Genomic DNA, 20,364 nt, shown 5'->3' on the forward strand with positions numbered 1-20,364 from the left:
GATGGCGGCAGTGGTGGGGGTACACGGCATCGGGCAGCAGGTGCTGGCCGACGCCGTGCTGGTGGATGACTGGGCGCCGTGCCTCGTCGGTGGTGTGCGCTTGGCCGGGGGGCATCTGCGGCGCGAAGACGTGGGGATGGCGTTCTACGGCGATCTGTTTCGACCCCCGGGCCGATCACTCGCTGTGGGTGACGTGCGGTACACGGCGGCAGACGTCGAGGACGGCCTGGAAGAAGAACTGCTGCTGGCCTGGTGGCGCGAGGCGGCCCGCGTCGACTCCACGGTCCTCGGCCCGGACAGCCGAACCCTGCTGCGCACGCCGGGCCTCGTCCAGACCGGCCTGCGCATGCTCTCCCGGCTGCCCTACTTCGCCGACGTGGCGCTGCGCGCCATGATCGCCGATCTCAAGCAGGTGCGCCGCTACCTGCTGGAGGCGGGTATCCGGGAACGCGTTTGGGAACGTATCGACTCTGCGGTCGGCCCCGACACCCGAGTCCTCGTAGGACACTCCCTCGGCTCGGTCGCCGCCTATGAATGGCTCTGGCACCGTAGCGACAGCCCCGTCACCACCTTGGTCACTATGGGCTCCCCGCTGGGTATACGGGACATGGTGTTCACTCGGCTACGCCCGCCGCCCGACCTCGCCGACGGCACGTGGCCGGGAACCGGCCGTTGGCCGGGCACCGTGCGCGCCTGGACCAACGTGGCCGACGGGGGAGACATCGTCGCCTTGGAGAAGGACCTCCAGCCGCTGTTCGGCCGCCGCGTCGCCTGCCACCTCGTCCACAACGGCTCCCACGCGCACGACGCCCGGCCATATCTCACCAGCCCGGAGGTCGGGAGAGCGGTCACCGCAGGACTGGCGGACATCGGTTGACCGACCGGAGTCAGGCCGGCCCGGACGGCGAGAGTCGACGTTTCCTGCTGACGTCCGCGGTCTGCCGCTACCCGAAGGCCCCGAGGTGGGACCGGCCTGAGCTGACCACCGACGTCGAGCGCATCACCACTCTGTTCACTGGCGACTTCGGGTACACGCATGTCCCGGTGCTCGGCCTCGATCCGACGAAGGACCAACTGCTCACCGAGCTGAGGGCGTTCTGCACCAGCCCGCAGCGCACACCCGGTGATTACGTCGTCGTCTACTTCGCCGGGCACGGTGAGGTCCGGGAGGCCACCGGCGAGCACCTCCTGCTCACGAGTGATGCCGATCCGGCCGACCTGGCGTTCACGGCGCTGCGCACGGAGGAACTCGCACGTGTCCTGATCGACGAAACTCCGTTGCGCCGCATCCTGCTGATGCTGGACACCTGCGACTCCGGCAGCGGCGGCGCACAGGTCGCGGCGCGGGCCGTGACCACCGATCCTTCTTGGGGGGACGCCGACCGGCAACGCGGGTTCGTGGTGCTCTCGTCCACACAGCCCTACCAACTGGCGACGCCTGGCGCTTTCACCCACGCGTTCACCGAGGCGGTGCACAGTGTGGCCACTGTGGGCAAGGTGCCCGACCATCTTCCCCTCGGGGCCGTGGTCGACGTCATGCACGGCCGACAGGACCCGGAGACCAGCACCCAGCGGGTGGTGCTGGACGCGGTACGGCTCACCGGCCAGTTGCCCGCCTTCCTGCCCAACCCCCGCCGCTCGGGGACGGGCGACAGGATCGACGCGATGCTCCAACTCTGGACGGAGCAACGGGCTCTCCGCGAGGAGGAATTCCAACAGGAACTCCTCCCCAAAGCCCGTGCGGCCTTCGCCTACCACCCCGCTGGCGCCGCAGACGCCATCTCCGGCTGGCACTTCACGGGCCGGCGCGAGGCCCTGCGCGCGCTGACGTCCTGGCTGACCCGTCAGGCGGGCCCCGTAGCCGGCCCGGGCTCCGTCGCCCCGGCCCCCGCCGAGCGGGACGACGCGTCACCCGCCGACACGGGCTCACCAGCACTGGTGGTGACGGGAGCGCCCGGCTCGGGCAAGTCCGCGTTGCTGGGGCTGGTCGCCGCCCTGACTCACCGACAATGGAACGCCGCTGTCCCGTTGAAGGCCCTCGACTTGCCGGAAACGGCCGTCCCGCCTCCGGGCTCGGTCACCGCCGCCATCTACGCCCGAGGCGCGACCGAGGCCGATGTACGCGCCGGGATCGCCGCCGCGGTGGGAACGGACGCACGCAGCACCGGCGCCCTCATCGAGCATCTACACCACCGTTCCGAGCCCACCACGGTCATCGTGGACGCCGTGGACGAGGCTTCCGACCCCGTCGACCTGGTGAACTCTCTGCTGCGCCCGCTGATCGCGCGGGGGCACGACACCGGGCTACGGCTGGTGATCGGCGCCCGACCCTTCCTGCTGCCCCTGCTGACCCACCGCACGACCATGGAGGCCGACCCCCCAAGCGTCTCGGGCGGCGCGCGTGTCATTGACCTGGACGCCGCCTACTCCGACCCCGCCGCCGTCCACGCCCATGTCGTCCAGGGACTGCGAGCGGCGCCTCCCGGCTCACCCTTCTCGGCGGCTCCGCCCCAGATCGTTTCCGGTGTTGCCGATGCAGTCGCCGACGCCGCCGGGCACTCGTTCCTCGTCGCCCGGATCATCACCACCACACTGGTGCGCGCGCCCCACCTGCCCGACCCGCAGGACGACGCCTGGCGGGCCGGCCTGCCCAAGGTGCCCGGTGACGCCATGCGCCGCGACATGGAGCAGCGGTTCGGCCCTGATGTGGACAGCGCTCGTGACCTGCTGCTGCCGCTGGCCTACGCCGAAGGCCAGGGCCTGCCGTGGGAGAACGTCTGGGCGCCCCTGGCCTCCCATATCTCTGGCCGGCCCTACACCGACGACGACATCGTCCGGATGCGTGAACGCGCTGGTTCCTACATCCTCGAATACGCCGTTGAAGGACGGTCGGTGTACCGCCTCTTCCACCAGGCCCTCACGGAGTACGTCCGCGGCCTGCGGGATGCCCCTGAAGTACACGCGGCGTTCACCGAGGTGCTCACCGCCGCGGTCGCCCCGCTCCACTGGGGCGAGCGCGGCGACCGCCCCGACCCCGCGGACGGGACGAACGGGGCGACGAGCGAAGGTTCCCACGGTGACCCGCCGGTGAGCCGGGACTGGTTCCGGGCCCACCCCTATACCCGGCGGCACCTCGCCGCACACGCCGCCGAGGCCAACCGGCTTGGACCACTGGTGACCGATCCGTACTTTCTGCTCGCGGCAGCGCCGGCACAACTCCGCCGCACCCTGGGCGCTCTCGCCCCGTCCTCGGTGCACGCACCGGCCGCCTCCGCGTTCCATGCCTACTCGGTACGGCGGCAGGAAGGACCACGGGGGGAACTCCTGTCCTACCTTCAACTGGCGGCACGCCGGAACGGCGCGCATGCCCTGGCGACGGCGGTCGAGCGCTTCGAGACCTCGACGGGTGTTCGCTTGCCCTGGCATGCGCTGTGGGCGACCACCGTCAGCTGGTGGAAGATCCGGCACGTGCTGCCGCAGCCCACCGCACTTGCCATGGCCGCGACCGGCGACGGCGGTGTCGTCACCGTCGACGACACCGGACGAGTCAGGGTGTGGGACACCACAGCGGAGACCGCACAGAGCACCTGCACTGTCGAAGCCGGACACTGCTCGCTGGCCATACTGCAGAACGAAAGTGTGTGTGTCGCGGCCCGGGAGGACGGCATCATCGTGCTCCGCGACACCGCCACCGGCAGCCCGGTCGAGGGAAGGCACTCCTGGAACGCCCCACCGCCCAAGGGGTCGCGGTGGGCGCCGGGCCCGGTGGCGGCGCTGGAGACCGCTGACGGCCGTTACGTGGCCTGGGTCCACTCGAAAGCGCCGGGCTGGGGCGCGCTCTTGCTGGCCGAGCCGTTCCCGTTCTGGGAACACGCCGTCCAGGTCGCCTTCGAGCCCCACGATGGAGCGACGGGCTGGTCCCGGACACACCGGTGGCGCGCCAGGTCCTTCCACGGCGTGGATCTGGTGGAGGAGAGCCCTGGCCTGGTCGTCGTGGTGATCGCCGACGGGGTGCAGACCGGCGGACGTATCCGTGCGCCCTTGTTGCGGACACAGATCTGGAACCCCGTCACGAACCGGCTGCGTACCCTCGTCCCCGATCCCGCGACCAACGACGCGGGCAGCCGCCGCTACTACAAGCTTGGTCACGAAACACGGATCAGCGCCCTGGGCACCGGCTGCGTGCAGGGTGGCGCCGTCGTGGCGGTAGGGACACAGCAGGATCTGGTCATGGCGTGGCATTTGGCCGGCGACACCATGGCTTTGGACACCAAGGCGCCCGTCCTTCACCGTGCGGATCCGGAGACCCACGTCAGGAGCGTGACGGCGCTCGGGGTAGGCGTCCTGCTGGGGCGACCAGTCGTAATCGCCGGGCGCGATGACGGATTCGTCGATGTCGAACCCCTCGACGGCGGCAGGCCGATCGGGTCCTCGTTCTTCGTCGGTGGCCGCGCCCGCGTGCAGAGCCTGGCGATCCTGCCCGGCGACCGTGTGGCGATCGCACGTGCCGGAGGCGACGTCCTGGTGTGCGAGGTACAGCCGTCCACTTCGCCGCACATGTCTTCCCTCACGGCGCTCGCGGTGACTGGCTCGGCTCCCGGGGAGGCTCCACTGGCGCACATCGCGGACTCCAGCGGTCGAGTGACCTCCGTCCGGCTGACCACCGGTGAGACGGTCGCCCTGATGGATTCCGCCCGGGGGGTGGCCGCCCTGGCCCCCCTTGGCGGTAAGCGGCCGGGCCGGACTCCGGGTCGCCCGCCGCTGGAACCGGCGCCGGAGACCCTGGGCCATCAGAACCCCGAGGGCCTCGCCGTCATCGGTCCATCCGGTGCCGACCGTGTTCTCACCTGGGCCTCGCGCAGGGTGGGGCAGAGTGGGAACGTCTGGCATCTCGCACCGACCGGATACGAACCAGCCGGGCCGGATGCGGAAGCATATCCGGCCTTCCTGGCCCAACGACTCCGAAGGGCGGTCCTCCACCTGCGCCCGGCCACGGCGGCGGGCCGACACTTGGTGGCCACTGTCACGAACCGCCGGCTGCAGCTCTGGGACACGGCGCGCACCGCGTCCCCAGTACTGTCCCTTTCACTGCGAGGCAAGCGTGCGACGGCGCTCGCCGTGGGCTCCCACAATGGATCCCCCGCCGTACTGCTGGGGACGGAGCGCGGCCGGGTCTATCTCGCCACCACCGACCAGCGGGCCCTGGCCCTCCAGGATCAGCTGAAGAGGCCCTCGACCATCCATGCGCTCGCCATCCGGGAAGAGCATGGCGCCTGTGTCATGGCGGCGGCCGACCACGGCGGAACCGTCAACATCGCCGTTCGTCCCCAGGGCACCGCCTTCACCGTGCAGATCGGTGAGCCGGTCCTCTCACTGGAGATCGGCGAGGGCCTGGTCGTCGTAGTCATGACAGCTTCGGGAAGCACAGCCCTGCGGCCGGGGGGCATTGCGCGGGACCCGACCCCGCCGTCCGGTGACGCCCACGAGTGAAGGATCGGCCGTCCCGGGCTGGGATTGGGCGGTCATTACGATGCGCCGGAGCTTAGCGTCCAACGCCTTACACGTTGCCGCTGCCTGAAGCCCGAATGTGTGGGCTATCCTCGGCGCCTCGGTCGCCGTGGGCATCCTGTGGCGACAGGTTTTCGGCACCGACGGCCTGGTGAACAAGTTCCTCGGACCGTTCGGCCTCCACGGCCCCAATTGCATCTCCAACCCGGACACCGCGCTGTTCAGCCTCGTCGTCCTCCATGGTGATCTTCCTGGCTGGGCTGCGGCAGATCCCCGAGCAGTACTACGAGGCCGCCGCCCTCGACAGCGCAAGCCGCCGGCACCAGTTCCGGCACGTCACCCTGCCGCTGCTCCACCCCGATCATCTTCTTCAACCCCGTTCTCCTTGTCTTGCCGCGCACCACCACAGGCGCGCGGCCCGCGTAGGCGGGCTCCTCAAGCACCTCGTGCTGATCGCCTTCGGGCTCGTGATGGTCTACCCGACCCTGCACACCCGACGCTGCGGTGAGGTGCCAAATAGCACTCTGTGATCACCCTTGTCCTGCGGTGTCGATGCTCATCGGTGAGATCGGCAACCGATTGTCCGCGCTCGATCGTCTCCCGGGTATGTCTCAGCCCAGCCCCAGCCCATCAGCGGTCCCGCCTAGCTGGCCGCACTGCGGCGAGGACGCCAGCGCGGAAGACCCCATCGGCTGCCCCGGCATCCACGTTTCCGGCCACACCGCATGTCTCGCCCATCTCGGCGGCCCCGAACGCGATGCCTACCTTGCGGGCCTGACGCCCGGCGCCGACTTCGACCACCGCGGTACCCCATTCACCGAACCACTCCTCGACGCCTTGCTCGCCCCTCTCCGCGACTCCGAAACCGGCCACCCTCACCTGGGCATCGCCCGGTTCGGGTCGGCGACCTTCGAAGGCGTCGCCGGGTTCGACTCGGCGACCTTCGAGGACGACGCGAGGTTCGAGTCGGCAACCTTCGAGAACGGCGCCTGGTTCACGTCGGCGACCTTCAAGGGGAGCGCCGCGTTCGAGTCGGCGACCTTCAAGGGCGACGCCTGGTTCGAGTCGGCAGCCTTCGAGGACCGCGCCGGGTTCGACTCTGCAAGCTTCGAGGGCGCCGCCGCGTTCGAGTCGGCAACCTTCAAGGACAGCGCCTGGTTCGACTCGGCGACCTTCAAGAGGAGCGCTGCGTTCGGGTCAGCGACCTTCGAGGGAAGCGCCAGGTTCGGGTCGGCGACCTTCAAGGGCGACGCTGGGTTCAGAACAGCGACCTTCCAGGGCGACGCCTGGTTCGTGTCAGCGACCATCGAGGGCGACGCCGGGTTCGACTCGGCAACCTTCAAGGACGACGCCGCGTTCGAGTCGGCGACCTTTAAGGGCGTCGCCGGGTTCGACTCGGCCACCTTCAAGGACGGCGCCGGGTTCAAGTTGGCGACCTTCGAGGACGGCGCCTGGTTCGGGTTGGTGACCTTCGAGGGCGACGCCTGGTTCTGGATGGCGACCTTCGAGGGCGACGCCTGGTTCAGAACAGCGACCTTCAAGGGCGACGCCTGGTTCGTGTCAGCGACCATCGAGGGCGACGCCGGGTTCGGGTTGGCGACTTTCGAGGGCGACGCTAGGTTCGAGTCAGCAACCTTCAAGGGCGACGCTAGGTTCGAGTCAACGACCTTCAAGGGCGACGCCTGGTTCGAGTCAGCGACCTTCGAGAGAGCCGTCAGCGTAGGACCGTCGGTATGTGCTGGGCGCGTCGTAGTGTCAGGTGTGGTGTTCGGTGGCCCGGTAACTGTCTCGTTTGCCGCGCGCCGTCTGGAGTGCCGACGGACCCGCTGGTCGTCGACGGCTGAGGTACGTCTGCGGTACGCCACCGTGGATTTCGCGCATGCGGTGTTCGAGTACCCCCTCACGATCGCCGCGGAGCCGGATCCATTCGTGCTCGCCGACGGCCGCCAGGTGGCCGAGGATCTTTGTGCGAGTGCGCCTGGCCCCGGTGTGCGGCTGTCGTCGTTGCGCGGAGTGGACGCGGCTCATCTGGTCCTTTCCGATGTCGACCTGTCGGAATGTCTGTTCGCCGGCACGGTGCATCTGGACCAACTGAGGCTGGAGGGTGCCTGTACCTTTGACACGGCCCCACGCGCCGTGCACTGGCGGCGCTGGCCGCCCCTACGGTTCACCCAGCGCCGTACCCTCGCCGAGGAACACCACTGGCGCGCCGGCCAGCCCGGAGCGGTCCGGGGCTGGAATGTCGCGGTGCTGGGCGCCGGGCGCGCGGGGCCATTGCAGCTGGCACCCGTGTACCGGGCGCTGCGCAAAACTCTGGAGGACGGCAAACATGAGCCGGGGGCTGCGGACTTCTACTACGGGGAGATGGAGATGCGTCGCCACGCCGACGACATCCCCCGCAGCGAACGAAGCCTGCTGACCGCGTACTGGGCATTGTCCGGCTACGGCCTGCGCGCCTCCCGCGCGGTGGCCTGGCTCAGCGCCGCCATATGCCTCACTGTCGTGCTGCTCATGGCCGTCGGCCTCGCGAAGGACACCCCGAAACAGACCGCGACCGGCACCGTCCCGGCCGACGGAGGCACCGTCATCTTCGAGATCGACAAGGACGACCCGCAGAACCCCACCGGCGACCGATTCACCGGCGAGCGCTTCGAGAAGGCCCTGAACATCACACTGAACTCGGTGGTGTTCCGCTCCTCCGGCCAAGACCTGACCACCACCGGCACCTACATCGAGATGACCTCACGCCTGACCGAACCCGTCCTCCTGGGCCTCGCCGTGCTCGCCATCCGCAACCGCGTCAAACGCTGACCTCAGCGGTCATCTCCCGCGCAGTCGACCCCGTCACCGCAGAGCAAGGGCGATTACAGAAGGCCCGTTGTCATTACGCCACAGCTTCGGGAGCGGGCCTGCCCGCTGTAGTGGATGATCGCCAGCGGGCTGAAGGTGGAGAACGGCGAGGTGCTCGCCGTAGGGCATCTCTTCATCCACCCAGCGGCTGCCGCCCGAGGCGTCGGGAATCCACATGCCGGCGACGCGGTGCTCCTGCACCGCTGCCGCCACCTCAGCAAGATGCGGCGTGACCTCAGTCACGCCTCTTTTCATTGCGCCCGTACGAAACAACTTCACGCCGCCCCCCGCTATCGCAATGAAGATCGACAAAGTCCGTCGGGGCGAGATTGGTTTCCGCAACGGCCGTCAAGCGCACGCACACACGCCCCTGCGTACCCAGCGCTGCACAGGCATCCAGCACCTGTCCAACACCGTTAAAAACGCTAGGGGCCTGACCCCGAAGAGTCAGACCCCTTTTGACCTGCCTGTTTGCTAGATCAGGAAGTGGTGCTAAGTCACCCGCTAGACGTTGAACCGGAACTCCACCACATCCCCGTCCTGCATCACATACTCCTTGCCCTCCATCCGCGCCTTCCCCTTCGCGCGGGCCTCCGCCACCGACCCCGTCTCCACCAGGTCGTCGAAGGAGATGACCTCCGCCTTGATGAAGCCCTTCTGGAAGTCGGTGTGGATGACGCCGGCGGCCTCGGGGGCCGTGGCGCCCTTCTTGATCGTCCAGGCCCGGGATTCCTTGGGGCCGGCGGTCAGGTACGTCTGGAGTCCCAGGGTGCGGAAGCCGACGTGGGCGAGGGTCGCCAGGCCCGGCTCCTCCTGGCCGACGGACTGGAGGAGCTCCAGCGCCTCGTCCTCGTCGAGCTCGGCGAGGTCCGCCTCCAGCTTGGCGTTGAGGAAGATCGCCTCGGCCGGGGCGACCAGCGCACGCTGCTCGTTCTTGAAGTCCTCGTCGGTCAGCTCGTCCTCGTCGACGTTGAAGACGTAGAGGAACGGCTTGGTGGTGAGCAGGTGCAGGTCGTGCAGGAGTTCTTCGTTGCCGGAGCCCTGGACGATGCCCGCGGAGAACAGCGTGTCGCCCTTCTCCAGGATCTCCTTCGCCTCTTCGACGGCCTTGACCTTCGGCGCGATGTCCTTCTTGATGCGCGACTCCTTCTGGAGGCGCGGCAGGACCTTCTCGATGGTCTGCAGGTCCGCGAGGATCAGCTCGGTGTTGATCGTCTCGATGTCGTCCTTGGGCGAGACCTTGCCGTCCACGTGCACGACGTTCTCGTCCTTGAAGGCACGGATGACCTGGCAGATCGCATCGGACTCGCGGATGTTCGCGAGGAACTTGTTGCCGAGGCCCTCGCCCTCGGACGCGCCGCGCACGATGCCGGCGATGTCGACGAAGTCGACCGTGGCCGGAAGCACCCGCTGCGAGGAGAAGATCTCGGCCAGCTTGGTGAGGCGCGGGTCGGGGACGCCGACCACGCCGACGTTCGGCTCGATGGTGGCGAACGGGTAGTTGGCCGCCAGCACGTCGTTCTTGGTCAGGGCGTTGAACAGGGTCGACTTGCCGACATTCGGCAGACCGACGATTCCGATCGTGAGCGACACGTTGCGACTTCCCGTGAGTGGAGGGCCAGGGGGCCGGGTCCCGTGCGTGCAGGGCCTGCGGGCCAGAGGGCCGGCCGATCCACCAGTCTACGGCGTGTCCGGAACCGTACCGGCGACGTATCGAACGCTTGGCCAAGCCCGGTCGACGGTGTGTCTGAGGGGCCATTCGGCATATTGAACGACCTAAGTTGGTTCCGTGGAGCGATACAGGACGCGATCTCCCCGGTACGGACCGCGACAGGACCGGCCCGGGCGGCCCCGGCACCCCGTGCCGTCGCAGTCGGGACGGGGGGCGCGGGCCGAGCCCGTGCGTGCGGCACGGCCTTCCGGACAGCGCCGTCCGGCGCCGGCCCGAGGGCCCGCGCCCGCACCGGCGCCCACCGCGGGAGGACTGCCCAAGCCCCGGCTGACCGGGCGGGGCAGCGGGCTGTTCTGCGCGGTGGTGATGTTCCTGCTCGGTCTGCTCTGCGCGACGCTGTTCGCGGCGTCCCTGACGGCGTACGGCGTGCTGTTCCTGCCGGTGTGCGCGCTGACCGCCCTCTGGGTGCGCCCGGGGGACCTGATGACCGCGCCCGTCGTGGTGCCGATCGCGTTCGCCGTGGGACTGCTGCCGGTGGCCGACGCCGAGGGAGGGACCGGCGGCACGCTGATGAGCCTGGTGACCGCGCTCGCCACACAGGCCGGCTGGCTGTACGGAGGGACGCTGATCGCCGGCCTGATCGTGATCGTCCGGCGGATCCGGCTGCAGCACCGACGGCGGACGGCGGGAGTCCGGCCACCGGTCTGACGTCCTTCGGCCTGAACGACAGGCCGCGCCGGCCACCGGTCTCACACCGCCCGGCCCGGAACAGCCCTTGTGTCCGGCCGCCCGGAACAGCCCTAGTGTCCGGCCGCCCGCATCGCCGCGCCCACGATGCCCGCGTTGTTCTGCAGCTGCGCCGGGACGATCTCGGCCTTGATGCCCTCGATGTGGGGCAGGAACTTGTGGGACTTGCGGCTGACGCCCCCGCCGATGATGAACAGCTCCGGCGAGAACAGCATCTCGACGTGGGCGAGGTACTTGCGCACGCGGTGCGCCGCCCAGTGCTCCCACGACATGTCGTGGTCCTCGCGCGCCTTGCTCGAGGCCCGCTTCTCCGCGTCGTGCCCGTCGAGCTCCAGGTGGCCCAGTTCGGTGTTGGGCACGAGGACGCCGTCGGTGAAGACCGCGCTGCCGATGCCGGTGCCGAAGGTCAGCAGGATCACCGTGCCCCGGCGGCCGCGGCCGGCGCCGAAGTGCATCTCGGCGACGCCCGCCGCGTCCGCGTCGTTGACCACCGTGACCGGCAGCCCGCCCAGCCGCTCGCCGAGCAGTGCGCGGGCGTCGGTGTCGATCCAGCTGTCGTCGACGTTCGCCGCCGTGCGGATCGTGGCTCCGTCGGTGACCACGCCCGGGAAGGTCACTCCGACCGGGCCCGTCCAGCCGAAGTGGTCGACGACCTGCTTGACGCCGTCGGCCACCGAGTCGGGCGTGGCCGGGTGGGGGGTGAGGACCTTGTGGCGCTCCTGCGCCAGATCGCCCTTGTCCAGGTCCACCGGCGCTCCCTTGATCCCGGATCCGCCGATGTCCACTCCGAAGATCTGCATGGCCCTACGTTACGACGAACGACTGACCGTCACAGGCCGGGCAGCGGCCCTGCCCGGCCTGTCCCCGATCACTCCGCGGAATGTTCACCGGCACCGGCCCCGCCCCGCTCGGCGGCCAGGGCGGCGGCCTCCTCGCGCAGGTCACGGCGCAGTTCCTTGGGCAGGGAGAACGTGATGGACTCCTCGGCCGCCTTGACGATCTCGACGTCCTCGAAGCCGCGCTGCGAGAGGAACTCCAGCACCTGCTCGACCAGGATCTCCGGCACGGAGGCGCCCGAGGTCACGCCGACCGTGTTCACGCCCTCCAGCCAGGCCTCGTCGATCTCGTCGGCGAAGTCCACGAGGTAGGCCTCACGGGCACCGGCGATCTTGGCGACCTCGACGAGCCGCTTGGAGTTGGAGGAGTTGCGCGAGCCGACCACGATGACCAGGTCGGACTCGGCGCCCATCTGCTTCACGGCCAGCTGGCGGTTCTGGGTGGCGTAGCAGATGTCGTCGCTGGGCGGGGAGATGAGCTGCGGGAACTTGTCCTTCAGGGCGTCGACGGTCTCCATGGTCTCGTCGACGGACAGCGTGGTCTGGGAGAGCCAGACGACCTTGGACGGGTCGCGGACCTCGACCTTCGCCACATCCCCGGGCCCGTCGACGAGCTGGATGTGGTCGGGGGCCTCGCCGGAGGTGCCGATGACCTCCTCGTGGCCCTCGTGGCCGATCAGGAGGATGTCGTAGTCCTCGTTCGCGAAGCGGACGGCTTCCTTGTGGACCTTGGTGACCAGGGGGCAGGTGGCGTCGATGGTGGCGAGCTTGCCGCGCTCGGCCTCCTCGTGGACGACGGGGGCCACGCCGTGCGCGGAGAACATGACGATGTTCCCCGGGGGCACTTCCTCCGTCTGCTCGACGAAGATCGCGCCCTTCTTCTCCAGGGTCTGCACGACGTACTTGTTGTGGACGATCTCGTGCCGGACGTACACCGGAGCGCCGTACTGCTCCAGGGCTTTCTCGACGGCGATCACGGCGCGGTCCACACCCGCGCAGTAGCCACGGGGGGCGGCGAGCAGGACACGGCGGCCAGGCGAAGCAGACATGCGTCCCATCGTAAGGCCGCGTTCCGCGGCTCGAAGATCGCACGCTGGTGAAGTCCCCGCGAAGACCGAGGAGGGAGACGGAGAAGACCGACGGCGCACGCCCGGCCCCCGCCCGCCGCTGAGCCGTGTTGTCGGCGGTGCCCACTACCCTCGCGGCATGGCTGTGAACACGACTCCGGAAGCCCCGCTGCCCGTCGGCGAGGTGTCGCGGCTCATCGGGGGCTGGATCGACCGGCTCGGGGCGGTGTGGGTCGAGGGGCAGATCACGCAGTTGTCGCGGCGGCCGGGTGCCGGTGTGGTGTTCCTGACGCTGCGCGACCCCTCGTACGACATCTCCGTCAGCGTCACCTGCTACCGGCAGGTGTTCGACGCCGTCGCGGACGTGGTGAGCGAGGGCGCCCGGGTCGTCGTCCTCGCGAAGCCCGAGTGGTACGCCCCGCGCGGGCAGCTGTCGCTGCGGGCCGCCGAGATACGGCCCGTCGGAGTGGGTGAGCTGCTCGCGCGGCTGGAGCAGCTGAAGAAGGCCCTCGCGCGGGAGGGGCTGTTCGCGCCGGAGCGCAAGAAGCCGCTGCCGTTCCTGCCGCAGCTGATCGGGCTGGTCTGCGGGCGGGCCTCGGCCGCCGAGCGCGACGTGCTGGAGAACGCCCGGCACCGCTGGCCGGCCGTCCGTTTCGAGGTGCGCAACGTCGCCGTGCAGGGCGTGCACGCGGTGCCGCAGGTGGTGCAGGCGGTGAAGGAGCTCGACGCGCTCGACGACGTGGACGTGATCATCGTCGCCCGGGGCGGTGGCAGCGTGGAGGACCTGCTGCCGTTCTCCGACGAGCAGCTGATCCGCACGGTCGCGCAGTGCCGTACGCCGGTGGTGTCCGCCATCGGGCACGAACCGGACAACCCGCTGCTGGACCAGGTCGCCGACCTGCGCGCCTCCACCCCGACCGACGCGGCCAAGAAGGTCGTGCCGGACGTCGGCGAGGAGTACGAGCGGGTGCGGCTGCTGCGGGACCGGGCGCGGCGGTGTGTGGCGGCGCTGGTGGAGCGTGAGGAGCGCGGCCTGGCGCACGCGCTGGCACGGCCGTCGATAGAGGATCCGCACCGGATGATCGATGTGCGGGCCGACCAGGTGGCGGACCTGCTCGACCGGGGCCGGCGGTGTCTGCGGCACCAGCTCGACCGGGCGGACTCGGAGCTGGCGCACACGCACGCGCGCGTGGTGGCCCTGTCCCCCGCCGCGACCCTGAAGCGCGGGTACGCCGTGCTGCAGAAGGCGGACGGGCACGCCGTCCGCGACCCGGGCGAGGTGGAGGCCGGCGAGGCCCTGCGCGCGCGGGTCTCCGAGGGTGAGTTCTCCGTACGAGTGGACACATAGGGTGGGTGGATGACCAGCGAGGTTGACGAGACACCGGGCACGAGCGAGGCGCTCGGGTACGAGCAGGCGCGGGACGAGCTGATCGAGGTCGTCCGGCGCCTGGAGGCGGGCGGTACGACGCTGGAGGAGTCCCTCGCGCTCTGGGAGCGCGGCGAGGAGCTGGCGAAGGTGTGCCGGCGCTGGCTCGACGGGGCCCGGGCGCGGCTGGACGCGGCGCTGGCGGAGGAGGCCGCGGAGAACGCGGAGGATGCGGAGGGGCGGTGACCGGGACCGTTCGGTTCGGGGTGACACACGACACCCTCACATTAGTTGAACGTTGAACTTCACTGGCGTACGGTCGAAGCCGTCAGCCGATCTTCCGGACCAGACACGAGAAAGTGCATCCATGTCCCTCGTTCTTGACCCCGCCGCCCAGGACCTGCTGTTCCGCGAGGCCCGGTCCGCCAACACCTTCACCGACGAGCCGGTGACCGACGAGCAGGTGCAGGCGATCTACGACCTGGTCAAGTACGGTCCGACCGCCTTCAACCAGACCCCGCTGCGCATCACCCTGGTCCGCTCCCCCGAGGCCCGCGAGCGCCTGGTGGCGCACATGGCCGAGGGCAACCGGCCCAAGACGGCGAGCGCCCCGCTGGTGGCGATCCTCTCCGCGGACAACGAGTTCCACGAGGAGCTGCCGCACCTGTTCCCGGCCGCCCCGCAGATCAAGGACGTCTTCTTCACCGAGCGCCCGGTCCGCGAGAACGCCGCCGCGCTGAACGCCGCCCTCCAGGCCGCGTACTTCATCGTCGGTGTGCGCGCCGCCGGTCTCGCCGCCGGCCCGATGACGGGCTTCGACTCCGCGGGTGTCCGCAAGGAGTTCCTGGACGACGACCACACCCCGCTGATGGTCGTCAACATCGGCCGCCCCGGCCCGGACGCCTACCACCCGCGCTCCCCGCGCCTGGAGTTCGACCAGGTCGTCACGACCGTCTGACCGGCGAAGACGACACAGGCCCCCGGCGTCCTTGGGTTCAAGGGGTCGTCGCAACACCACTTGGTTTCAGGTGGTGAGTAGATCACGTAGTCGCTCGGCTGGGGTATCCCAGCCGAGCGTCTTGCGTGGGCGGCCGTTGAGTTCCTGGGCGACGTGTTCGAGGTCTTCGGGGCTGTGGACGCTCAGGTCGGTGCCCTTCGGGAAGTACTGGCGCAGCAGTCCGTTGGTGTTCTCGTTCGAGCCGCGTTGCCAGGGCGAGGCCGGGTCGCAGAAGTAGACGGGCATGTCGGTGGCCATGCTGAACTGCTTGTGGCGTGCCATCTCGCTGCCCTGGTCCCAGGTGAGAGAGCCGCGCAGGTGGGCGGGCAGGGTGTGGATCGTGGTGTTGCGAGGACCGTTAGAACCCAAGCGTCGCCGGGGGCCTTCCTCGTGCGCCTACTTCGTCTCCAGCGCCCCGGCCATCTTCGCCAGCTGCGCGAACGACGCGGTGCCCGTCACGACCGTCGTCGAACCCTTGGTGCCCTCCAGGACCAGCGCGTCGTAGCGGCCGCCCTCGTAACGGGTCCAGGTCTCGCCGTCGATCTTCTCCGTCTTCCCGGTCTCGCGAGCGCCCTGTGTCGCCTCGTCCAGGAAGACGGGGCGGCGCTGAGTGGACTGCTCGACCGCCACGTACTCCCCCTCGGGATCGTGGAAGCCGAGGTGCCAGGCGTCGTACTCGTCGCCCCGGAAGCGGACGGAGGTGGCCTTCCATGCGCCGGGCAGACCCTCGGGCGCGGCCACGGGGTAGGAGGCGGCGCGGCGTGCCGTGAGCAGCTCGACCCGGTAGTCGACGGCCTTGACGTCGGGCGCGCTGTCGTCGTGCGGGATGAAGAGGTACACGAAGCCCGACACCAGGATGATGATCCCCAGGGAGAGGATCATGTCCCGCGCCGTCTTCTGCTTGCCGTTCTCGCCTGCCACGCCCCCTATCGTCGCAGGTCCCTGCCGCGCTCATCCGTGGGGGCCCCTGCTCATTTTGCGGGCTCGGGGATAGAGTCGGGCGACAACACCCTCATCCGGCCGTCGCCGTACAGAAAGGTGCGCTCCGATGACCGAGCATCATCATTTGCCGTCCGAACTCGATGTGCCCTCCGAGGCCCCCGACCGCAACCTCGCCCTGGAGCTCGTCCGGGTCACCGAGGCGGCGGCGATGGCCGCGGGCCGTTGGGTCGGCCGGGGTGACAAGAACGGCGCCGACGGTGCCGCGGTGCGTGCCATGCGGACCCTCGTCTCCACCGTCTCGATGAACGGCGTCGTCGTCATCGGCGAGGGCGAGAAGGACGAAGCCCCGATGCTGTTCAACGGGGAGCGCGTGGGCGACGGGACCGGGCCCGAGTGCGACATCGCCGTGGACCCGATCGACGGCACCACGCTGACGGCGAAGGGCATGACGAACGCGATCGCGGTGCTGGCCGCCGCGGAGCGCGGGTCCATGTTCGACCCGTCCGCCGTCTTCTACATGGACAAGCTGGTCACCGGGCCCGAGGCGGCCGACTTCGTCGACATCAACGCCCCGGTGTCGGTGAACATCCGCCGGGTCGCCAAGGCGAAGCGGTCCGCGCCGGAGGACGTGACGGTGGTGATCCTGGACCGCCCGCGGCACGAGGGCATCATCAAGGAGATCCGGGACACCGGGGCACGCATCAAGCTGATCTCCGACGGCGACGTGGCCGGATCGATCCTGGCGCTGCGGGAGGGCACCGGGGTCGATCTGCTGCTCGGCATCGGCGGTACGCCCGAGGGCATCATCTCGGCCTGCGCGGTGAAGTGCCTGGGCGGCACGATCCAGGGCAAGCTGTGGCCCAAGGACGACGAGGAGCGGCAGCGGGCGATCGACGCGGGGCACGATCTCGACCGGGTGCTGACGACCGAGGACCTCGTCACCGGCGAGAACGTGTTCTTCGTGGCGACCGGCATCACCGACGGCGAACTGCTGCGCGGGGTGCGCTACCGGGCGGAGACCGCCACGACCGACTCGATCGTGATGCGGTCGCGGTCGGGCACGGTCCGCCGGATCTCCTCCGAGCACCGGCTGAGCAAGCTGCGGGCCTACAGCGCGATCGACTTCGACAAAGGCAAGTAGCGCCGCTCGGCCCGGGGGTGCGGGGTGTGGCGCGGCCGTGCCGCGCACGTGGCTTGCCGCGCCCGTGCGGCGGAGCCGCATGTCGACGCAGCCCCGCCCCCTACGGGCCGGTTGAACGAAAGGGCGTCCCCGGTGCGGTGGGGACGCCCTTTTCGTGCCGCTCGGCCTCAGCCGGCCGCGGCTATCCGGTCCGCCGGGTGGGCCGTCTTCTTCAGTTCCATCTCGCGGCGGCGCCGCCGGGCCAGCACCACGCGGCGTTCCGCGGCGGTGAGGCCGCCCCAGACACCGTAGGGCTCGGGCTGCAGCAGGGCGTGCTCGCGGCACTCGACCATCACGGGACAGCGGGCGCAGACCCGCTTCGCCGCTTCCTCCCGCGACAGCCTCGCGGCGGTCGGTTCCTTGGAGGGGGCGAAGAACAGGCCGGCCTCGTCGCGCCGGCACACGGCCTCGGTGTGCCACGGGGCGTCCTGGTCCCTGTCTCGCGCTGGCACCCGCGGGGCCGGAACGGCAGCGACCTGCAGGGACGAATGCGGCGGTTGCAGCACGGTCTACTCCTGACGACGGCTTCGCGAGCGAGCGACGATGCAGCAAGGCCTACCCGCTGTACGCGCGCCTATGCACTGAGTTCCGAACCGCCGGTTTCGGGGGATTCGCGGCTGTCAATGCCCCAGGTGTTTGCGCAAACTCCGGTCGACCTTGCGCTGCACCCGGTCCAGGATGTCCGCGACGACCTTGCCCCGCCTCGGCCGCGCCTCGACGCTGCCCAGGACCGCCCAGCCGTCGACGTAGACGATGGGGGCCTCCGGGTCGTCGGAGTCGAGCGTGGCCACCTCGAAGCTGCCGAGGACGCCGCCGCCCATGCCGCGCAGCGACACGTTCTCCGGGACGCGGATGTCGACGCTGCCGAAGATCGCGAAGGATTTGACGACGACCTGCTGGTGGTCGAAGAGGGCCTCGCTGAGGTCTATCTCGACACTGCCGAAGATCGCGTACGCGTGGATCCGGCGGCCCGCGCGCCGGCGGCCCTTGCGGACGGCGGCGCTGAACACCGCGACGACGTTGTCGTCCGGGTCGATCGGGATGGCGCCGGCGGTGGGACGCCAGGGGGCCGGGGCATGGGCCCCGCCGGGGGCCCGGTGATGGGCCGCGGGCAGGTCCCGCACGAAGACCTCCAGCTCGCCGACCGTCTTGGCGCGCAGCACCCCCTCGACCCGCTCGGCGTGTTCGTCCGCGGTGAGGCGGCCCTCGGCCAGGGCGTCGTGCAGGAGGTCGGCGATGCGGTCGCGCTCGGCGTCGGACGCGCGGAGCTCGGAGGCGGAGGGTGCGCCCTGCCGCGGAGGATCCGGCTTCTGGAGGTCCTGCTTCTGAAGGTCCACGGCAGCAGAGTACCGAAACACGATAGATCGCGATACCCCTCGCTCGCGGCCAGGTGTGACGAACTGAGCCTCACCTCACAAGCCCGGCGCCGACGGCAGGTTCTACGCTGGTGGGCGCTCGCCAAAGGAGGCGGGCCGCCGTCCGCAGAGTGAGGAATGGGCTGAGATGCCTGAGTTCGCGTACACCGATCTGCTCCCCCAGGGAGAGGACACCACGCCCTACCGGCTGGTGACCTCCGAGGGTGTCTCCACGGTCGAGGGGCCGGACGGTCGGACCTTCCTCCAGGTGGAGCCGGAGGCGCTGCGCAAGCTCGCCGAGGAGGCCATCCACGACATCCAGCACTACCTGCGCCCGGCCCACCTCGCGCAGCTGCGCCGCATCATCGACGACCCCGAGGCGTCGGGCAACGACAAGTTCGTGGCGCTGGACCTGCTGAAGAACGCGAACATCGCGGCGGCCGGCGTGCTGCCCATGTGCCAGGACACGGGCACGGCGATCGTGATGGGCAAGCGCGGGCAGAACGTGCTGACCCGGGGCCGCGACGAGGAGGCCCTGAGCCGCGGTATCTACGACGCGTACCAGAACCTCAACCTGCGCTACTCGCAGATGGCTCCCCTCACCATGTGGGAGGAGAAGAACACCGGCTCCAACCTCCCCGCGCAGATCGAGCTGTATGCGGCCGACGGCGGCGCCTACAAGTTCCTCTTCATGGCCAAGGGCGGCGGCTCGGCCAACAAGTCGTTCCTGTACCAGGAGACGAAGGCCGTCCTGAACGAGTCCTCCATGATGAAGTTCCTGGAGGAGAAGATCCGCTCGCTGGGCACGGCGGCCTGCCCGCCCTACCACCTGGCGATCGTGGTCGGCGGCACGTCCGCCGAGTACGCCCTGAAGACCGCGAAGTACGCCTCCGCGCACTACCTCGACGAGATCCCGGCCGAGGGCTCCGAGCTGGGGCACGGCTTCCGGGACAAGGAGCTGGAGCAGAAGGTCTTCGAGCTGACGCAGAAGATCGGCATCGGCGCGCAGTTCGGCGGCAAGTACTTCTGCCACGACGTGCGCGTCGTGCGCCTGCCCCGGCACGGCGCGTCGTGCCCGGTGGCCATCGCGGTCTCCTGCTCCGCCGACCGCCAGGCCGTCGCGAAGATCACCGCCGAGGGCGTCTTCCTGGAGCAGCTGGAGACGGACCCGGCGCGGTTCCTGCCGGAGACCACCGACGAGCAGCTCGACGAGAGCGGCGACGTCGTGAAGATCGACCTGAACCAGCCGATGGAGACGATCCTGGCGGAGCTCACCAAGTACCCGGTGAAGACCCGCCTGTCCCTGACCGGCCCGCTGGTCGTGGCCCGCGACATCGCGCACGCCAAGATCAAGGAGCGGCTGGACGCGGGCGAGGAGATGCCGCAGTACCTGAAGGACCACCCGGTGTACTACGCCGGTCCCGCCAAGACGCCCGAGGGTTACGCGTCGGGCTCCTTCGGCCCGACCACGGCCGGCCGGATGGACTCCTACGTGGAGCAGTTCCAGGCGGCGGGCGGCTCCAAGGTGATGCTCGCCAAGGGCAACCGCAGCAAGCAGGTCACCGACGCGTGCGACGCCCACGGCGGCTTCTACCTGGGCTCCATCGGCGGCCCGGCCGCGCGCCTGGCGCAGGACTGCATCAAGAAGGTCGAGGTCGTCGAGTACGAGGAGCTCGGCATGGAGGCGGTCTGGAAGATCGAGGTCGAGGACTTCCCGGCCTTCATCGTCGTCGACGACAAGGGCAACGACTTCTTCCAGGACCCCGCGCCCGCGCCCACGTTCACCTCCATTCCGGTACGCGGGCCCGGACTCGCCTGACGACGGCGGTGATGATTCGCCTCCG

17 protein-coding genes and 1 pseudogene are annotated in these 20,364 nt (G+C 69.7%); 10 read left to right on the forward strand and 8 right to left on the reverse strand.

The features are described 5' to 3' along the window. Window position 1: 1 nt before the first annotated feature. The 4 genes from AB0F04_RS12105 (at window position 2) to AB0F04_RS12120 (ending at window position 8,319) form a co-directional block, all read left to right on the forward strand. Window positions 2-877, forward strand: coding sequence for a hypothetical protein (locus AB0F04_RS12105; protein WP_362040399.1), 876 nt, complete (start codon window positions 2-4; stop codon window positions 875-877). After that, the gene (locus AB0F04_RS12110; RefSeq protein WP_362040402.1) at window positions 874-5,490 is read left to right on the forward strand and encodes a caspase family protein; all 4,617 of its coding nucleotides are present in this window, start codon (window positions 874-876) and stop codon (window positions 5,488-5,490) included. Before AB0F04_RS12105 ends, AB0F04_RS12110 begins: the two co-directional genes overlap by 4 nt. 257 nt (window positions 5,491-5,747) lie before the next feature. Next, window positions 5,748-6,038: an ABC transporter permease subunit gene (locus tag AB0F04_RS12115; RefSeq protein ID WP_362040404.1), complete on the forward strand. Its 291-nt coding sequence runs from the start codon at window positions 5,748-5,750 to the stop codon at window positions 6,036-6,038. Window positions 6,039-6,060: 22 nt separating this feature from the next. Continuing rightward, complete coding sequence (locus AB0F04_RS12120; protein ID WP_362040814.1) at window positions 6,061-8,319, forward strand: pentapeptide repeat-containing protein; 2,259 nt, start codon at window positions 6,061-6,063, stop codon at window positions 8,317-8,319. Window positions 8,320-8,352: 33 nt separating this feature from the next. On the opposite strand, the gene AB0F04_RS12125 is transcribed toward AB0F04_RS12120, so the two are convergent. Continuing rightward, entirely contained in the window at window positions 8,353-8,601 is a 249-nt protein-coding gene (locus tag AB0F04_RS12125) for a hypothetical protein (protein ID WP_362040407.1), read from the reverse strand. A gap of 261 nt (window positions 8,602-8,862) precedes the next feature. Continuing rightward, on the reverse strand, window positions 8,863-9,951 hold the full coding sequence (ychF, locus tag AB0F04_RS12130) for a redox-regulated ATPase YchF (protein WP_030842729.1): 1,089 nt from the start codon (window positions 9,949-9,951) through the stop codon (window positions 8,863-8,865). A 196-nt stretch (window positions 9,952-10,147) separates the two neighbouring features. Between ychF and AB0F04_RS12135 the strand changes: the two genes are divergently transcribed. Then, window positions 10,148-10,738, forward strand: a complete 591-nt coding sequence (locus AB0F04_RS12135; RefSeq protein ID WP_362040408.1) for a DUF6542 domain-containing protein — start codon at window positions 10,148-10,150, stop codon at window positions 10,736-10,738. Between the two features lie 92 nt (window positions 10,739-10,830). Here the strand turns inward: AB0F04_RS12135 and ppgK are convergent, their stop codons facing one another. Then, window positions 10,831-11,577 (reverse strand): polyphosphate--glucose phosphotransferase, encoded by a 747-nt coding sequence (gene ppgK / locus AB0F04_RS12140; RefSeq protein WP_362040410.1) that lies wholly within the window; start codon window positions 11,575-11,577, stop codon window positions 10,831-10,833. Window positions 11,578-11,645: 68 nt separating this feature from the next. Further along, window positions 11,646-12,671, reverse strand: coding sequence for a 4-hydroxy-3-methylbut-2-enyl diphosphate reductase (locus AB0F04_RS12145; RefSeq protein ID WP_362040412.1), 1,026 nt, complete (start codon window positions 12,669-12,671; stop codon window positions 11,646-11,648). Window positions 12,672-12,819: 148 nt separating this feature from the next. Between AB0F04_RS12145 and xseA the strand changes: the two genes are divergently transcribed. The 3 genes from xseA to AB0F04_RS12160 all read left to right on the forward strand — a co-directional run bounded on the left by xseA (window position 12,820) and on the right by AB0F04_RS12160 (window position 15,004). After that, window positions 12,820-14,028, forward strand: coding sequence for an exodeoxyribonuclease VII large subunit (gene xseA / locus AB0F04_RS12150; protein WP_362040414.1), 1,209 nt, complete (start codon window positions 12,820-12,822; stop codon window positions 14,026-14,028). A gap of 9 nt (window positions 14,029-14,037) precedes the next feature. After that, a complete protein-coding gene (locus AB0F04_RS12155) occupies window positions 14,038-14,292 on the forward strand; it encodes an exodeoxyribonuclease VII small subunit (protein ID WP_362040415.1) in 255 nt (84 codons plus the stop codon). Window positions 14,293-14,413: 121 nt separating this feature from the next. Further along, complete coding sequence (locus AB0F04_RS12160) at window positions 14,414-15,004, forward strand: malonic semialdehyde reductase (RefSeq protein WP_362040417.1); 591 nt, start codon at window positions 14,414-14,416, stop codon at window positions 15,002-15,004. A gap of 66 nt (window positions 15,005-15,070) precedes the next feature. Here AB0F04_RS12160 and AB0F04_RS12165 read toward each other — a convergent pair. Then, window positions 15,071-15,373: pseudogene (locus AB0F04_RS12165) on the reverse strand (IS30 family transposase); the annotation flags it as partial. A gap of 66 nt (window positions 15,374-15,439) precedes the next feature. After that, window positions 15,440-15,964 (reverse strand): DUF4245 domain-containing protein, encoded by a 525-nt coding sequence (locus AB0F04_RS12170; RefSeq protein ID WP_362040419.1) that lies wholly within the window; start codon window positions 15,962-15,964, stop codon window positions 15,440-15,442. A 127-nt stretch (window positions 15,965-16,091) separates the two neighbouring features. Between AB0F04_RS12170 and glpX the strand changes: the two genes are divergently transcribed. After that, a complete protein-coding gene (glpX, locus tag AB0F04_RS12175; protein WP_351636234.1) occupies window positions 16,092-17,126 on the forward strand; it encodes a class II fructose-bisphosphatase in 1,035 nt (344 codons plus the stop codon). A 167-nt stretch (window positions 17,127-17,293) separates the two neighbouring features. On the opposite strand, the gene AB0F04_RS12180 is transcribed toward glpX, so the two are convergent. Next, window positions 17,294-17,671 (reverse strand): WhiB family transcriptional regulator, encoded by a 378-nt coding sequence (locus AB0F04_RS12180; protein WP_362040421.1) that lies wholly within the window; start codon window positions 17,669-17,671, stop codon window positions 17,294-17,296. A gap of 114 nt (window positions 17,672-17,785) precedes the next feature. Beyond that, window positions 17,786-18,502: a DUF1707 domain-containing protein gene (locus AB0F04_RS12185; RefSeq protein ID WP_362040423.1), complete on the reverse strand. Its 717-nt coding sequence runs from the start codon at window positions 18,500-18,502 to the stop codon at window positions 17,786-17,788. A gap of 166 nt (window positions 18,503-18,668) precedes the next feature. Here AB0F04_RS12185 and AB0F04_RS12190 point away from each other — a divergent pair, with 166 nt between their 5' ends. After that, window positions 18,669-20,339 carry a fumarate hydratase gene (locus tag AB0F04_RS12190; RefSeq protein ID WP_362040425.1) on the forward strand — a complete coding sequence of 557 codons (1,671 nt, stop codon included), beginning with the start codon at window positions 18,669-18,671 and terminating at the stop codon, window positions 20,337-20,339. The last annotated feature ends 25 nt before the right edge of the window (window positions 20,340-20,364 follow it).

Source organism: Streptomyces sp. NPDC029041 (assembly GCF_040637515.1).
In the GTDB taxonomy this organism is placed as follows: domain Bacteria; phylum Actinomycetota; class Actinomycetes; order Streptomycetales; family Streptomycetaceae; genus Streptomyces.

Bases quoted from the DNA above. Each gene is read 5' to 3' on its own strand.
- glpX (WP_351636234.1), top strand. From the start codon at position 16,092: ATGACCGAGCATCATCATTTGCCGTCCGAACTCGATGTGCCCTCCGAG.
- AB0F04_RS12115 (WP_362040404.1), top strand. From the start codon at position 5,748: ATGGTGATCTTCCTGGCTGGGCTGCGGCAGATCCCCGAGCAGTACTAC.
- AB0F04_RS12105 (WP_362040399.1), top strand. From the start codon at position 2: ATGGCGGCAGTGGTGGGGGTACACGGCATCGGGCAGCAGGTGCTGGCC.
- AB0F04_RS12155 (WP_362040415.1), top strand. From the start codon at position 14,038: ATGACCAGCGAGGTTGACGAGACACCGGGCACGAGCGAGGCGCTCGGG.
- AB0F04_RS12145 (WP_362040412.1), bottom strand. From the start codon at position 12,671: ATGGGACGCATGTCTGCTTCGCCTGGCCGCCGTGTCCTGCTCGCCGCC.
- xseA (WP_362040414.1), top strand. From the start codon at position 12,820: ATGGCTGTGAACACGACTCCGGAAGCCCCGCTGCCCGTCGGCGAGGTG.
- AB0F04_RS12160 (WP_362040417.1), top strand. From the start codon at position 14,414: ATGTCCCTCGTTCTTGACCCCGCCGCCCAGGACCTGCTGTTCCGCGAG.
- AB0F04_RS12190 (WP_362040425.1), top strand. From the start codon at position 18,669: ATGCCTGAGTTCGCGTACACCGATCTGCTCCCCCAGGGAGAGGACACC.
- AB0F04_RS12120 (WP_362040814.1), top strand. From the start codon at position 6,061: ATGCTCATCGGTGAGATCGGCAACCGATTGTCCGCGCTCGATCGTCTC.
- ppgK (WP_362040410.1), bottom strand. From the start codon at position 11,577: ATGCAGATCTTCGGAGTGGACATCGGCGGATCCGGGATCAAGGGAGCG.